This is a genomic window from Halovibrio salipaludis (genome assembly GCF_002286965.1).
In the GTDB taxonomy this organism is placed as follows: Bacteria; Pseudomonadota; Gammaproteobacteria; order Pseudomonadales; family Oleiphilaceae; genus Halospina; species Halospina salipaludis.
In genome coordinates this window covers 123207-139740 of record NZ_NSKD01000003.1, presented here as the reverse complement: position 1 = coordinate 139740, position 16534 = coordinate 123207, and the positions used below count along the sequence as shown (strand labels likewise).

At 59.6% G+C, this 16534-nt stretch carries 6 protein-coding genes; 3 read left to right on the top strand and 3 right to left on the bottom strand.

Features of this window, described 5'->3' with window-relative positions; all coding sequences use genetic code 11:
* Positions 1–110: 110 nt before the first annotated feature.
* Positions 111–1457, top strand: coding sequence for a DUF445 family protein (locus CK501_RS08375; RefSeq protein WP_158223080.1), 1347 nt, complete (start codon positions 111–113; stop codon positions 1455–1457).
* Here CK501_RS08375 and CK501_RS08370 read toward each other — a convergent pair.
* Positions 1454–1723: a hypothetical protein gene (locus CK501_RS08370; protein ID WP_095617292.1), complete on the bottom strand. Its 270-nt coding sequence runs from the start codon at positions 1721–1723 to the stop codon at positions 1454–1456. The genes CK501_RS08375 and CK501_RS08370 overlap by 4 nt on opposite strands.
* Positions 1720–12252, bottom strand: a complete 10533-nt coding sequence (locus tag CK501_RS08365) for an Ig-like domain-containing protein (protein WP_095617291.1) — start codon at positions 12250–12252, stop codon at positions 1720–1722. The genes CK501_RS08370 and CK501_RS08365 overlap by 4 nt, the downstream gene beginning before the upstream one ends.
* Before the next feature lie 131 nt (positions 12253–12383).
* Here CK501_RS08365 and CK501_RS08360 point away from each other — a divergent pair, with 131 nt between their 5' ends.
* Positions 12384–13436 carry a two-partner secretion domain-containing protein gene (locus tag CK501_RS08360; RefSeq protein ID WP_095617290.1) on the top strand — a complete coding sequence of 351 codons (1053 nt, stop codon included), beginning with the start codon at positions 12384–12386 and terminating at the stop codon, positions 13434–13436.
* Here the strand turns inward: CK501_RS08360 and CK501_RS08355 are convergent.
* Positions 13411–14541, bottom strand: coding sequence for a diguanylate cyclase domain-containing protein (locus tag CK501_RS08355; RefSeq protein WP_158223079.1), 1131 nt, complete (start codon positions 14539–14541; stop codon positions 13411–13413). The genes CK501_RS08360 and CK501_RS08355 overlap by 26 nt on opposite strands.
* Positions 14542–14888: 347 nt before the next feature.
* Between CK501_RS08355 and CK501_RS08350 the strand changes: the two genes are divergently transcribed.
* Positions 14889–16529 carry a ShlB/FhaC/HecB family hemolysin secretion/activation protein gene (locus CK501_RS08350; RefSeq protein ID WP_158223078.1) on the top strand — a complete coding sequence of 547 codons (1641 nt, stop codon included), beginning with the start codon at positions 14889–14891 and terminating at the stop codon, positions 16527–16529.
* The last annotated feature ends 5 nt before the right edge of the window (positions 16530–16534 follow it).

Sequence of the window (16534 nt, the reverse complement as noted above, 5' to 3'; positions counted from 1 at the left end):
GCCTGGTGAGTTCAAATCGCCAGGGTCATGCAAAGTGCCGGGCTGGTCTGTATCCTCAGGTATTCGTACGCAGGTGTACCCTGCTCCTGCAGTAAATGAGGGGAATCGCTATGGATGTGGACCTCACCAAGTGGGATCGCAGTTTTCGGAGCGGGTTACTGGCCGCGGCATTGATATTCGGTCTTCTCGATTATTGGTTTGGGGGCGGCAACATCTGGGTGCGTGCCGGCTTCGTGATCACGGTTGCGGGCCTGGTCGGGTACTTCACCAACTTCCTCGCCATCAAGATGCTGTTCCAGCCCAAGCAGGGGCAGGTTCTGGGCTGGCAGGGGCTGGTGCCCAAGAACAAGGACCAGATCGCGCGCAGCCTGGCCGAGAGCGTCCAGGAGCAGCTGCTTTCGCCGGAAATCATCCTGGACTACATCCGCGAGCGGCAGTTGATTGAGACCGGTACCGAGACGATGGCCGGGTGGATCGATGACCACCTTCAGGACCCCGACGTGCGCAAGCGCATCACGGAAGTGGTGGTGGACCTGATGCGCGAGCGTGGCCCGGAGGCGCTGACCCGTTCACTGGACTTCGTGGAAGCCGCCCTCAAGGACCTGGCCCGCGACCCTGAGAACATCGACCAGTGGTGGGCGCAGATCCGATCAACCCTGCACAGCTTCCTGCAGTCCAAGGAAAACCGGGAATGGCTGGCGGACAAGACACGCCACTGGCTGCAGCAGGAAATTCCCCGGATCTCGGAGTGGCTCAATAACGCGCTGGAGGATTACCTCAGGCAGAAGCGCCGCATGGGGTCGCTGGGGCTTGGCATCAAGAACATCTTCTCCTTCGATCAGGACGCCATCAGTCAGGTACTGGATCGTTTCATCCGGGATCCGGATGTGACTGACGATTTCATGGAGATGCTGGATGCCGTAGTGGACGGGATCCAGCAGGAAATGGAAAAGCCCGAGGTGCAGTCACTGATCCAGGCGCGCGTGGGCGACTGGATCGAGGCGGTGGGGACTACGACGCGCGACCGCATCCTGCCGGTCCTGATCCGCCAGACCGACCAGTACCTGAACGACGAATCCAACTGGGAGCGCATTGAGCAATCCCTGATGAGCGCCCTGCAGTGGTTCAAGAAGCAGGGTCTGCAACTGCTCCAGTCCGACAAGGGGCGTGCCTGGGTCAGCCAGGGGATCGAGCTGGCGGTCAAGCGCCTGGATGTGACCAACGTGGTGGAGCAGCAGGTGCGCCGGCTGGACACGGACGAGCTGGAGAAGATGGTCCTGGATAACACCGGGGGCAACCTGACCGTGATCCAGCTCCTGGGGGGCTGCCTGGGCCTGATCCTGGGTACCGTCCAGGTGCACCTGGCCTTCGCGCTGCCGATCGGCGTCCTGCTGGTGGTGGTGTGGCTTGCGTGGCAGTTGAACGAGCGCCGTAACGCCCGGAACGCGGCTGGCTAGAGGCTCTGCAGGCGCTCGTACCCCTCGCGGGTCAGCAGCACCAGGTGCCGGGAAGTCCGGTAGACTTTGCCGGCGGCCCGGAGCGTCTCGATCCATTCCCCGTATTCCGAAGCGGGAAAGTAGAAAAAGTCCCGCCCCTCCTGCAGGGCATCCCCCGAATGCTTGAACAGCCGGAAGGTGGTGCCCTTGGTGAAGCCGTTCATCTCATCCGCCTGGCGGAAGCTCAGGGTTGGTGTGCCGTTGTAGTCAATCGGTTCCAGGGTCACAGTCCGCCGTTAGTGATTGTATCCTCCACGAACAGGGTGGCCCCATCGCGGGTGTACTCGATATAGTTCACGCCACCGATGGTTGTGGAGCCGTTATTCGTCCAGCCGCCGCTGTCTGCGTCGGTTACCGTGTCATTGGCACCACCCCATACGAAGAGCTCGGAACTTTCACGGGTAATGGCGAGTACCTCCCTGGCGGTCACTGCCAGGGTGTTCCCTTTGTTCGAAAGGTCGATCACTTCCACGTCCCGGAACTGGTGATAGCCAAAGTTGGTCAGATTCAGGGTAGTGGAACTCATGTCCAGTACCAGAGCATCAGTTTGCCGGCCCGCGTCGATCCGTCTGAAGTTGAGGTCGGAGATAGAGATTGCATCCGCGCCAGCACCCGATGCGACTGTATCGGCACCCTCGAGGGTGGCGATATTGTCATCGCCATCCGTCCCCACAATATGGTTAACGGCGTTGTTACCGGTCAGCCCTCCATAGCTCTTCGCCTGGAAATCGCGCCCCCAGATGACGTTGACTTCGCCTGTATCCGTGCCGTTATCTTCGCCTTCCTCGGAGGTCAGGATCAGGTCCTGGTAGCCATTTCCGTTGATATCGGCCAGGGCGCAGTTTTTTCCGAATTCGTCGTGGTCCTTGTCGCCAATAATCTTGAATCCTTCCGCGCCACTGAGCGAGGCCAGATCGATCATGGTCCGGGAAGTCCCTTCTTCCCCGTAAATGACCCAGGCGGCACCAGCCGTAGTACCCCCCTGGGCATCTTCCCAGCCGGTGACCAGCAGGTCGTCGATGCCGTCAGCGTCCATGTCCCCGACACAGGCATTATGGCCAAAGAAGTCACCCGCCGTTTCGCCCTGGATAACAAACCCCTGTGGGCTGGACAGGCTGTCCACATCGATGTCCGGGTAGGGGGCACTTCCGGCTCCGTAAATCACGGCGGTCCGGCCCGCCTCGGTGCGTCCGTTGGGGCTGGCCCATGACTGGCCGACGACCAGATCGGTACGGCCATCCCCGTTTACATCACCGCCGTGAACCCTGGAGCCCAAGCGACTGTCGGAAACACTCGTGGTAATGGCGAACCCGTCGTTTCCGTCAAGACCGGTTACATCCACGTCGTTGAAGGTGGAGCCGCCATGGCCGAAGACCACGTAGGCACGCCCCGCGTGTGATACTTCGGTGTCGGAGCCCACTTCGCCAAGGAAAATGTCGTTGTAGCCGTCAGCATTATAATCGCCAATGAACTGAACGCTGTTGCCGAGAAAGTTATGATCTGTGTTGTTGGTTAGCTTGAAGCCGTCTGACCCGAGATTGCCCAGGTCTACGTCAAGACGGGTGTCGCCGCTTTGCCCGAAAACCAGGTAAACCACACCGCTTTCGGTGCCACTGTGGTCGCTCAGGGAATGGCCGATCAGCAGGTCATTGATGCCGTCGCCATTGAAATCGCCGCTAGCATCCAGGAAGTTGAACGGCTGGTCGTTTTCGAGATCCGTTTCTTCGGAGTCACCCAGATGATTGTTGTGTTCATAGCCGGTGATGCGGAAGCCATCGTTGCTGTCGATGTTTGATACGTTGATATCAGACCGGGTGGCGCCTGACTGACCCCAGATCACATAGACGGTGCCGGAGTGCGTCGCCCCGCTGTCATTCTGGCCCGCAGCGACGACGATGTCGTCATAGCCGTCTCCATTAAGGTCGCCAGTGAGTGTGGACGCTGAACCGAGGCGGTTATTGCTGTCTTCCCCGAAGATCGCGAAGCCGTTGGAGCTCTCGACCGTGCTCTGGACTGTCTGTAACTCGATATCAGAACGGGTTTCGCCGGGTTTTCCAAATATCACGTAAGCAGCGCCGGCATCGGTATCGAACTGATCGTCGTCGGTCAGGCCGACGATGAAGTCCTCATATCCGTCACCGTTGATATCGGCGCCCCCGCTGATGGATTGGCCGAACTCTGCGTTACTGTCCCAACCCCGCACGAAGAACCCATTAGCGAGGCTCAGCCCCGTAATATCCAGATATGGGGCATCCACTACGAGGCTCTTGTTATCACTGAGTGAGCCGGCTGCTCCCGGTGCTGGCAGGTTTAGGTCGGCGTTGGCGAAGTCCGTGCTGCGGATGGCACCGCCGTTGCGTCTGAGGGAATCGGTGTCCACATAACCCAGGTCGTTGCGGGTGTCGCCGGGCGTTACTTCATAGGCGAAGGTGAGGGTGTCGGTGCCGCTTCCGGCGGTGTAGTTGATGGTCTTGCTCCGGTCATCCAGGCCAATCTGGACCTGGGGGAAACCGGTGACATTGACGGCTTCACTGAAGGTGACAGTGATTGCGATCTCGTCACCAGAAGCATAGGTGCCATCAGCGGTGGACGAACTGACATCAGTCACCTCCGGTGTGGAGGCATTGGTGGTACGGAAGTTCAGGGAGGTTGGATCGGAGATGCCCTCGTAGAACTCGCCATTACCATCGGAGAAGGCATTACCGTCGATTTCCACGTAATAGTCCGTGTCAGGCTCAAGAGTATCGCTGAAACTGACGGTTATCGTGTCGGTTCCCTTCCCCGAGACCTGACCGGAAGTGGCGGCAACGGTTTCAAAAAGACTATCGTCACTCGACCTGTAGAGCCGGATGTCACCCGTTTCAGCAACAACATTCAGGTTGAAGGTCAGGCTCAGGTCAGTGTTTAGCATCACGCCCGTTGCGTCATCCGTGGGGGTGGCGTTGTCCAGAAGGAGGGGGGTCTCGGTAGAGAAACTCCAGGCGGTGGAGTTGTTGATGCCGCTATAGGCATTGCCGACAGCGTCTGCCAGGGCGCCGTTGTCCAAGTTGACGTAATACCCGGTGCCGATCTCCAGGTCGGACGACGGGGTGATCGTGATGGTGTCTGTCCCGCTGCCGCTCACATTGCCGTCCGTGACCGGAAACTCTTCGAATACCGAGTCATCCGCCGAACGCAGGATGGTGATATCACCGCTCTGGGCGATAACGTCCTCGCTGAATACCATCTCCAGATTCGAGCCTAATGCAATGTCCGTGGCGTCGTTGGCCGGCGTCAGGCTGGAGACCGTGGGCGCTGTCGCATCGATGGTAATCGCCAGGGCGGAGGAAAGGTTCGAGGTGTTGCCGGCATCGTCCGTGGCCCGGGCCGTGATGGTGTAGTCGCCCTCTGCCAGGTTGGTACCGGTGTGATTAAAGCTCCAGTTACCGCTGCCGCCGGCGGTGGTGGTTCCGATGGAAGTGCTGTCGATGAAGACCTCGACACTGGCGTTGGCCTCGCTGGTGCCATCGAAGAACAGGGTGGTATCACCGGTGATCTGGTCCCCGTCAGTGCCGGTGTCCTCAGTGATGCTGGTGACGGTCGGATCAGCGATGCTGGTGTCAACGGTGACTGTAAAGGCTGCGGATTCGTTGGACGTGTTACCGGCGTCATCCGTCGCCTGGGCCGTGATGGTGTAGTTGCCGTCGCCCAGGGTGGTGCCGGTGTAATCGAAGCTCCAGTTACCGCTGTCATCGGCGGTGGTGGTGCCGATGGTGCTGCCATCGAGGAGGATGTCGACGCTGGTACTTGCTTCGCTGGTCCCCTCGAAGATCAGAGTATTGTCGTTGGTGATGCCATCATTGGCACTGGCACCGGTGTCACTGGTGATGCCGGTGACGGCCGGATCGGCGATGCCGGTATCGACGGTGACCGCAAAGGCTGGGGATTCGTTGGACGTGTTACCGGCGTCATCCGTCGCCTGGGCCGTGATGGTGTAGTTGCCGTCACCCAGGGTGGTGCCGGTGTAATCGAAGCTCCAGTTACCGCTGCCGTCGGCGGTGGTGGTGCCGATGGAGCTGCCCTCCAGGAATACCTCCACGGCGTCTTCCGGGTCACTGGTACCATGAATGACCAGGGTTGGATCACTGGTGATCCCGTCCCCGCTTACGCCGGTATCCGTGGTAATGCCAGTCACGCTCGGAGTGGCAATGCTCGCATCGACGGTGACGCTCAGGGCTGTCGAAACGGCAGAGGTATAACCTCCCAGATTGGTCGCCTGGGCGGTGAAGTTGTAAGAGCCGTCCGCCAGGGTTGTGCCGGAATGGTCAAACGTCCAATTGCCCGCGCCATCCGCCGTGGTGGTGCCAACGGAAGCGTCGTCCTGGAATACTTCCACATCGAAGTAGGCGCCGGTGGTTCCCGAGAACATCAGGCCCGTGTCGCTGGTGAGACCATCCCCTGTCGTGCCGGTATCTTCACTGAAATCGTCCACGGAGGGTGCGGCCGGGGCCTCTGGCTGGGACAGGCTTTGCTCGACAAACAGCGAGACCTCATCCAGGTCATAGCGGTTGTAGGTAATAGTGTCCCGGGTCACTGTGCCGTTGGCTGTCCAGCTTTCTCCGCTGTCGGTGACCACCCAGTCGCTTCCATCGCCCCGGACATAGAGCGTGCGGACTTCGTCGGACAGAGCCAGGAGGGATGATTTCGAGACGGTAAGGCTGTTGCCCAGGCCGCCCAGGTCAATCACCTCCAGCCCCCGAGTCATGTCATAGGCAAGTGTGCGCAGGTCGAGTGACAGTGACGAGCCGGTCAGTTCCAGAACATCCGTTCCGCGACTGCCGTCAACGCGCAGGAAGTCCAGGTTCGCGACCTGGATAATGTCGTCGCCCGCGCCCGCGGTGATACGGTCTGCGCCGCCGCCGCCAGTCAGGGTTTCACCGTTACTGGTCCCTACCAGCGTATCCGCACCGGAGGTGCCGTTGAGGTCCGTGTCCACCACGGACAGGAAATCCTTGCCCCAGATAACGTTGGTCTCTCCCGTGTTCGTGCCATTCTGGTCGCCGAGGGGAGAAGACACGATCATGTCCTGGAAACCATCACCATTCAGGTCGCCGGCAGCATTGGTTCTTCCGAAATAATCCGTCGCCTGGGCGCCGATGATCTTGAAACCATCTGAAGAGGTCAGGGTGTTGAGCTGGATATCCGAGCGGGAGGTGCCGGTCCTGCCGTAGATCAGCCAGGCGGCGCCGGCGTCGGTGCCGCCTTCATCGTCGACCCAGGTGGAGATCAGAATGTCGTCAATACCGTCACCGTTTACATCGCCAGCACCCTCTACGGCATGGGAGGCAAAGTTGGAGACGCCTTCTCCGGCAATCGTGAAGCCGCTTCCAGTGGGAATGCTGTCAACGCTGAGATCCGGGTAGTTCGCGGCAGCATGTCCGTACACCGCAACCGCGGAGCCGCTGTCACCCGCCGATTCATCGGCCGCCACATTCCCAATCAACAGGTCAGTGAGCCCGTCACCATTGATATCCGAGGAGCCGACTGATCCACCAAGCCAGCTTGTCGATTCGGTCGTTGTAACAGCGAATCCTTCGGTATCCGACATGGCCGCCAGGTTCACATCACTGTAAGTCGGTCCCTCGTGCCCAAAGACCACATAGACCTCTCCCGTACCTCCGGAGCGGGGAGCGCCAATGGTCAGGTCGTTTAAACCATCGCCATTAAAGTCGCCCATGAACTGGACACTGTGCCCCATGTAATCACCACCGGTACCACCCGTGGTAACCCTAAAACCATTACCACCAATAGCCGACAGGTCGACATCACTACGTGTGGAACCGGTCTGACCGAAGATGACGTAGGCCTGACCGCTATTGGTGCCATCGTTGTCGCTACCGGAGTGCCCGATAACCAGATCATCAATGCCATCGCCATTGAAGTCGCCGTCCGTATCAAGGAACTGGGCATTCTGGGGATCAATATTCATGGCATTGCCAAGCAAATCGCCGGATTCATGGGGCAATATCCGGAAACCATCCGACGCCGCCAGGGCGGAGACATCCACATCGGCCCTGGTGGACCCGGACTGGCCCCAGATCACGTAGACCATCCCGCCATTGGACACGGAATCATCGCTACTGGAAGCTATGACGACGGCGTCATCGTAGCCATCGCCATTCAGGTCCCCGGAGAGGTCCACCGGCATACCCAGATGATCGCCACCGGCGGCTCCCCTAATCAGGAACCCATCCTCACCGGCCAGTCCGTCCGCAAGGAGATCCGCCCGGGTCGCACCGGGTCTGCCAAAGATCACGTAGGCTGCCCCGGCATCTGTGGCATCCATGTCACTCCCGCTGACACCAACTACGAAATCCTCGTAACCGTCGCCGTTGATATCCCCGCCGCTGCCCAGGGAGCGGCCAAAGTAGTCATCTGCCTCGTAGCCCTGAACCCTGAAGCCATCGTCTTCAGTGAAGTTGCTCATATCGAGGTCGGCCGCGATAATCTCCAGGTTCTTGTTATCACTGAGGGAGCCGGCGTTTCCGGGTCCGGGCAGGGTCAGGTCCGCGTTGGCCTGGTTGACGCTGCGGATACTGCCCCCGTTGCGTTCAAGGGCGGAAGTGGAGGTATAGGCGAGCTCTGGAGTGCTGTCGCCGGTTCTCACGTCGTAGTCAAACTGAAGGGTGTCAGTGCCGGAGCCACTGGTGTAGGAGACGTTCTTGTCCGTTCCATCGAGATCGACCTGCAGGCGCGGTGTCCCGGTCACATTGACTGTCTCGCTGAAAGTAACCTGGAGCGGTATGGTGTCTCCGCCCCGGTATGTGCCATCGGTGGCAGAGGAGGTTACATTGGTGACCGTTGGTGTTGGCACGTCCGCGGTCGAGAAGTTGAGTTCGGTTGAACCTGTGATGCCCCCGAAAGCCGCGCCATTGGCATTTACAAAGGCACCGGCGTCCGTTTCGATGTAATAGGAGGTGTTGGGCTCCAGTGTATCGGCCAGGGAGGCTTCAAGGGTGTTGGTTCCGTCCCCGGTAAGACTCGCCGTCGCCACATCGATGGTCTCAAACAGGCTGTCATCGCTGCCCCTGCGAACCTCAATGTTCCCGGCATCCGTGAAACCCGGCTCATTGAAAACAAAGGTCAGGGGGGTATCCAGCGCCACACCAGTGTCTTCATCCGCCGGTGTGGTGCCGGTCAACACAAAATCCTCGGTGGTGAACGACCAGTGGCTGTTGTCGGGGTAGCCGGCAAATCCGTTACCTGCCAGGTCCTGGAATGCATTTGTGCTGATCTCGACATAATACTGGGTGCCGCCGACCAGGTCGGAAGCCGGGTCAACCGTCAGTGTGGTTGTCCCATCGCCGGTAACCCGGGCATCGCCGACAGGAATGCTTTCAAACACCGAGTCATCGGCGAGCTCCCGGATGATCACGTCGCCCGATTCCACATGGACCGTTTCACTGGCATTGAACACCAGGTTCTGGCCCAGGGTGACGCCGGTTGCCCCGTTGGCGGGCACCAGGCTGTCCGCGGACGGGGCGGTGGTATCCACGGTTATCGTGAAACCGCCCGATACCCCCGAGCTGTTGCCGGCGGTGTTGGTGGCTTCCGCGGTAACGGTGTGATCCCCTTCGGCCAGGTTGGTGCCTGTATGGTCGAGGCTCCAGTTACCACTGCTGTCAGCGGTAGTTGTGCCGATGGTACTGCCACCGAGGAAGACCTCGATGCTGGTATCGGCCTCGCTGGTCCCCGTGAAGACCAGGGTGTTGTCACTGGTGATGCCATCGCTGCCGTCGGGGCCCCTGTCCTCGGTGATGCCGGTGACAGCCGGGGTTACCGGTGTCGACGTGTCCACGGTCAGGTTGAAATCACCGGAAAGGGCAGAGGTATTGCCTGCCGTGTCAATGGCCTGTGCCGTGACGGTGTAGTTTGCGTCAGCCAGGGTGGTGCTGGTGTGGTCCAGGGACCAGTTGCCGCTGCCGTCGGCAGTGGTCGTGCCGATGGGGGTGCCATCGATGAAGACCTCGATGCTGATGTTGGCCTCGCTGGTGCCATTGAAGGTCAGGGTGTCATCGCTGGTGATGCCGTCGTTGCCGTCGGAGCCGGTATCGTCGGTGATGCCGGTCACGGCCGGCGCTGCCGGAGTCGAGGTGTCCACGGTCAGGTTGAAATCCCCGGAGGGATCGGATGTGTTGCCGGCGGTGTCGGTGGCTTCTGCCGTAACGGTGTAGTCGCCGTCACTCAGGCTGGTGTGGCTGAAGGACCAGTTGCCGCTGCCATCGGCGGTGGTGGTGCCGATGGAGGTGCCATCGATGAAGACCTCGACGCTGGCATCGGCTTTGCTGGTGCCGTTGAAGGTCAGGGTGTTGTCGCTGGTGATGCCGTCGTTGCCATCGGAGCCGGTGTCATCGGTGATGCCGGTGACAGTGGGGGCGGCGATGGCAGTGTCGACGGTGATCACAAGGCCGGCGGAGACGCTGGAGGTGTTGCCGGCGTTATCTGTTGCCTGAGCTGTGACGGTGTGGTCGCCGTCCGGCAGGGCGGTGCCGGTGTGATCGAAGCTCCAGTTGCCGCTGCCATCGGCGGTGGTGGTGCCGATGGAAGTGCCATCGATGAAGAGCTCGACGCTGGCGTTCGCTTCACTGGTGCCGTTGAAGATCAGAGTGTCGTCGCTGGTGATCTGGTCCCCGTCCGTGGCGGTGTCTTCGGTGATGCTGTCGACGGTTGGATCAGCGATGGTGGTGTCGATGGTGACCGTCTGAGCGGCGGAAACGCTGGAGGTGTTGCCAGCGGTGTCGGTGGCTTGTGCCGTGACGGTGTAGTCGCCGTCAGCCAGGGGGGTGCCGGTGTGATCGAAGCTCCAGTTGCCGCTGCCATTGGCGGTGGTGGTGCCGATGGAGGTGCCATCGATGAAGACCTCGACGCTGGCATTGGCCTCACTGGTGCCGTCGAATATCAGGGTTGTGTCGTTGGTGATGCCGTCGTTGCCGACAGTGCCGGTGTCATCGGTGATGCCGGTGACGGTGGGCTCCGGAGTGGTGGTGTCGACGATGATCGTCAACCCGGGGGAGACGCTGGACGTGTTGCCGGCGTCATCCTCGGCCTGGGCTGTAATATTGTAGTCGCCGTCCCTCAGGTCGGTGCCGGTGTAATCGAAACGCCAGATACCGCTGCCATCGGCAGTGGTGGTGCCAATGGAGCTGCCGTCCATGAAAACCTCTATGGCGACGTTGGCGTCACTGGTGCCGGTAAATTCGAGGGTGTTGTCGGCGGTAATCCGGTCACTGGCGCTGAGGCCGGTATCCATCTCGATACCGGAAACCACCGGTTCCGCTGGAGCCTGTTGATCAATCGTAAAGCTCTGCCCACCGGACAGGCCGGACGGGTTGCCCGCTGGATCCATGACCTCGTGAGTCAGTTGATAGGTGCCCTCGCCCAACGGGGTGTTGCTATGGTCCTGCTGCCACTGGCCGGAACCGTCGGCCAGCGTGGTTCCGATGGAGTTTCCGTCAATGAAAAGTTCCACCTGGGCGTTGGCTTCCGTTTCGCCAGAGAACGTCAGTTCGCCTGAATTAGTGAGCCAGTCGCCGTCGGTGCCTGTATCCGGCGAAAGCTCAAGGTTGGTTGAAACAGAAGGTGGCGTCGTGTCCACGGTCACGTTGAGGGGGGCGTCCGACTCGGCTGTGTTACCGGCCAGATCCGTTACCCCGGCGGTATAGCTGTAGTTGCCTTCGGGCAGGGTGCGCCCGCCGCCATCGAAGACCCAGTCCCCGTTCGCATCAGCAGTGACTGTTCCTTCAAGGGTTCCGTCGCGGTAGATGTCGATCGTCGTGTCGGGCTCTGTGTTACCGCTCAGGGTAACGCTGGGGTCATTGGTGGTACCGTCATCCGGTTGGGTGCCCGTGTCGTTCACCAACTGCATGGTGGGTGATGCGATGCTCGAATCCACGATGACCGGGTAGATCACGGAGGTGGCACTGCTATCGTCCTCCAGGAGGGTCTTGGCATGGAAATCATAGATGCCATCCCCCAGCGCATTGTCGGAATAGTCCAACGCCCAGTTACCGTTGTCATCGGCCTCGACCGTCCCGATGCGGCTGTCGTTGATGAAGACCTCCACGGGCACCGTAGGCGTGGCTGTACCGCTCACCGTGAGTTCGCCGGAACGGGTAATGCCGTCATCTGCGCTTGCCCCGGTATCCGGAGAGATGGCCAGGATTTCCGGCGCCTCGACGGCGGCGGGGAGGTAAGTGAATTCAAACTCGGATTCGGATTCCATGCGTAGCCCATCCGATCCCACGGAAGCGAGCGTTACCTGATGCTGTCCGGTTTCAATAGGGACGCTCTGGTAATCAAAGGTCCATTCGCCATCGCCACTGGTAAGGGCGGAGCCGATAAACAGGTCATTCATATACAGTTCCACGGAATGCCCTGCCGTAGCCTGGCCCGTGAACCCGATGGTGCCGTCCTTGATAACGCCCGATGGCACCATGCCGCTGTCCGTCATAACACCCTGAACTGCTGGAGGGTGGGGCGTTTCCGGGTCTTGCTGTTTACGGGCCGAGACTTCATCCTGGGTATCCGTTTCCGTGGCGGATTCGCCGTCCGTTTCCGAGGATTGGCTCTGATGCTCGGAGGCGGTCTGTGTGGTTCCTGAATCGTCGCCCCCACCACAGGCACTCATCAGCAGGAATACGACCAGGGCCGCGATGGTTCGGGATGCTTTGCGTGTGGACGAGATGCTGAGGAGCTTATCGCGGGGGCTGAGAGTCATGAACTTCCTTATCTAGCGGCAGGGCACAGCCATGTAGTCGTGAATTAACACACTGTCATGGAATGTAGGCTATCTTGGTATTCAACACCGCCTGTGAATTGTAAAGATTGTATAATCAGGGAATTTGCGTGATGCGTTTCACATTTTTGCGCCACATCTCTTACGCTTTCGCTCTATTGATGGCAGGGGGCGGGGCAGTAGCAGCGCCTGAGGGCGGTGACGTGGTCCTGGGTAGGGGATCCATCGACTCCCAGGGTGGCAATACGCAGATTACCCAGTCTTCGGACAAACTGGCCGTGGACTGGGACAGCTTCAGTATCGCCGATGGGGAGCGCGTTGAGTTCTCCCAGCCGGAGGCCATGTCCGTGGTCATGAATCGCGACTTTTCCGGCAGTGTCAGTCAGATTATGGGTGATCTGGTTGCGAATGGGCAGGTTTTCCTTCTCAACCCGGCCGGAGTGGTTGTCGGCAATACCGGAATGGTTGATACCGGGGGGCTGTTGCTGTCGGACATGACCGTGTCGCTGGAGGATTTCAGGGATGACGCTTTCACGCTGTCGGCGAGTAGGCGTGGTGGTGTGGTTAACCGGGGCGATATCCGGACCGGTCAGGGCGGTCTCCAAGTGATTGCCGCTTCCGTGGACAATCAGGGCGGCATACGCAGCTCCGGGGGCGATATCGGCCTGACCGTTGGTGACGAAGCGGTGGTTTCCCTGGGCAGTTCAGGGCGTCTTGGGGTGAAGGTAAGGGCCCCCCTGAGCCGGGAACCGGAAACGCTTTCCGCACTGATCAATAACACAGGGGACATCGTGGCGAGTGGGAGTGATGTCCACCTGACGGCGTCCTATCTCGCCAATCTGGACGTCTCGGCGATCAATAACGACGGGTTGGTCAACGCGATTGCTGTTAACGGTAATGGCGGCCGCATTTTTCTCACGGATCGCCCCGTGAATATCCCGAGAGAGCGCGAACAGCTCGGTGAGAATGTGCTAGCGGACCTGGATGAGGAAGTGGACGGAACCCAGGCCGGGGAAGCCTCGGCCATGGGCCGGGTACCACGTCTCGATGATCTGGTGGCGGACTGTAATCCGGAAGATCAGAGTGTTCAGGACTGTCGGCGGGAAGACGCCATCAAGCATTATCTCGGGCGTCTTCTCATCAATGGGCGTCTCCCCCCGCAGTAATCTGGTAATTATTGCGGCCTGCCCCCTTGGCCCTGTATACCGCCAGGTCCGCCTTTTTCAGCAGGTTGCTGCTGTCGTCGCCCGGCTGTGACAGTGCAACGCCGATACTGGCCAGTATAGGCCGCTGGCCCCCGGACCAGCTGAAGGAGGGCTGGAACGCTTCAAAGATCCGTTCAGCCACCTCCTCGGCCTCTTCCCGGTCCCTGAGTTCGCGGATAATCACGGTAAATTCATCACCGGCGAGCCTGTAAGCCTTGCCGGACCTTGGCATGGCGGCCGTAAGACGCTGGGCACAGTCCTGCAGATACTGGTCGCCGATATCGTGGCCGAGGGTGTCATTGACTTCCTTGAAGCGATCCAGGTCGATCAGCATGACCCCGACACGATGGTTGCCCCGTTGCGCCTGTTTCAGGGCACTGTCCAGGTGTTCACTGAACAGCCTCCGGTTGGGAAGCTCGGTCAGGGGATCGAAGTAAGCCAGGTTGGTCAGCGTTTTCTTGTCCTGTTCAATGCGGTTCAGCATGGTATTGAAGGCCGTGACGGTTTCGCCCAGCTCATCCTCGTTGCTTGTGGACGCGCGGAAGGAGTAGTTGCCTTCATGGGTTATGTGGTGGGCAACCTCTCCCAGCTGTACGATGGGCTGGTAGATCGCCCGCTGGAGCCGCAGGGTCAGCAGCAGGGCGGTCAGCAGGGAAACGACCATGATTGTGATGTTCGCCAGCAACTGCCCGCCCAGCCGGGTGTTGAGATCCGAAAGATCGGTGCGCACCAGTACCGTGCCGATCTGTTGGTCATTGAGTTCAACAGGCTTCGCCACATCCAGGTACCCGTCGTTGAAGTGCTCTCCCAATGGGCGAGGTGATTCAGGGCATGGATCCGATGCGCCTGAACCACCACTGGCCTTCACGAACACATTGCCAGAACCATCATATATGCAGCCCGCGGTCACCGAGCGGCGAAGCATCAGGGATGAAACGTTTTCCTTTGCCCGGGGTTCGTCGTTGAAGCTGAGGGCAGCCGCACTGCGTGAAGCGATAACGCGCGTCAGGATGCTCATCTCCTGGGCGAGGATCTCACGCTGCTTGAAATAATCGTAGGTGATCATGCCGACTACAGAGACCAGAAGGCCCAGGCTGGTAGTCAGGATGACCGCCAACATCAACTTGTGTTTGATACTCAGCTTCTGAAAACGGACCATCGCTTCCCCAAATGTCGACCGGATTACCACGCCGCTAGGCCTGAAGGCTGCCAGATCGTGCCGAATAAGCCTATGTTATAGAAACGCAATCAGCCAGTCGCGGCCCTGGTGGCCTTAAATGGAAACAGTATGGCCGGTTTATCGAGTCATGAGTTGTCTGTTCGGCTATCGGTTTGTAGGAGACCGTCTATACTCCTTGGTTGTTACGTGGGATTTGCCCTGAATCCATTTGAAGACTGCCCGGGCGATTGTTGTTGTCTGATTCCATTACATGCTGCTTTCGGGGTCTCTTCCTGCTGCTGGTGGTTACCGTCTGTACGGTGGCTACTGATGCGGTAGCAGGGAATGGGCTGACGTTTGAGCTGATTCCGCCAGAGCAGATCGAGGAGCTGGAGGAGGAACGTGGGGTTATCGAAGATGGTAAGCTCGTTGTCAGGCGGGTTCATTTAAAGGGAAAGCGGTTACTGTTTCCGGAACGGGACATCACACGCCCTTATCTGCAGGAAGTGGTTGTCAACGAATACATCCAGCGCGGTCCCCTGCTCTCTGTCAGCGAGATCCATAACCTGGCCTACGCGCTGACCCGGGCTTACCGGGATAAGGGACTGGCATTTGTCGAAGTCTATGTCACACCCCAGGAGGTAGTGGCAGGCGAGGTGGTACTGCGGGTGCTGGTGGGCAACCTGTCGGAGGTTCGGGTTCTGGGGGCATCCCACTATACCGCCGAGCAGCTCATCGAACCTTTTGAATCCCAGTTCAGTGTTCCGGTCTATGTTCCGGAGGTCGAAAGAGGCATTGACCGCATCAATCGGTTGCCCGGACTGGAAGTTTACGGTGTCTTTTCCGCCGGGCGTGAAAGGGGGGAAACCCGCCTCAATCTCCGGGTGACCGAGGAGAAAGCCCGTCAGACCCGCGTGGTATTGGACAACCATGGCCTGGAGGAGACCGGGCGGCACCGGCTTCAGGTTCAGCATCAGGAAAACAACCTCTGGGGCATGGGCGAGACGCTGCGGGTTACAGCCACCGCGACGGAGCAATCAGGGACCCTGATGGGCAGCTTCGATTATTCACGGCCCCTGGCTTACTCCCAGCGGTGGGGTCTTGGTGTCAGTCGCAGTCAGTTCGAGGTGGATGGACAGTTTGCCGCACTTGGGCTCAGTGGTGAGCTGGATACGGTTTCCGGGCACTGGTCCATGGAGCCTGAAACGGACGCGCCAACCCGATGGTACACTGCATTGGCCTACAAGCGGGCCCGCGTCGACAGCGACAGTTTCCCTGGCCTGCTGGGACAGACCTCGGACTATGTGACCGCCCTCCTGCGTTTTGACAAGGGTTTTCAGACACAGCTCCCGCACCTGGTTCAGTATTTCGATGTGACTCCGCTCGTGGGCCAGACCGTTGAGACGGAGAACACCAACCTGGATGGTGCTTTCTTCACCCTGAAAACCGGCTATTCCCTGCGTTACGACTGGCAGGGTGCATCACTCTATCCCAGCAGGTTCATCCTTAAAGGGCAATACAGCCCCGATCCGCTGCCATCCTCCGAGCGCATCAACCTCACCGGCGCAGGCGCGGTACGTGGGTATGAACCGGGCCGGTTCAACGCGGAGACTGCGCTCCGGGCTACTTTTGAACAGCAGCTGTATGAATTCAGGTGGGGCGGTGGCTGGCAAGTGCGCCCCATGATCTTCACGGATGTTGCGCGTGGCTGGCAGGAGAATGCGGGAAACAGCCAGGCTCGCTTCTGGGGTGGTGGTGCTGGATTGGATCTGAGTTACGGGGAGAGCCTTCAGGCGGATATCAACTGGGCTATACCGATCGATCAGAAGAGTCCGACAATGAACAGGCCGGAAAACAATAGCCTGATTCATGGATCACTGAGCTTCTCATTCTGATAGGG

Excerpts from the sequence above, each read along its gene's own strand:
- CK501_RS08375 (WP_158223080.1), top strand. The coding sequence starts at position 111 with ATGGATGTGGACCTCACCAAGTGGGATCGCAGTTTTCGGAGCGGGTTA.
- CK501_RS08365 (WP_095617291.1), bottom strand. The coding sequence starts at position 12,252 with ATGACTCTCAGCCCCCGCGATAAGCTCCTCAGCATCTCGTCCACACGC.
- CK501_RS08360 (WP_095617290.1), top strand. The coding sequence starts at position 12,384 with ATGCGTTTCACATTTTTGCGCCACATCTCTTACGCTTTCGCTCTATTG.
- CK501_RS08355 (WP_158223079.1), bottom strand. The coding sequence starts at position 14,541 with ATGATCACCTACGATTATTTCAAGCAGCGTGAGATCCTCGCCCAGGAG.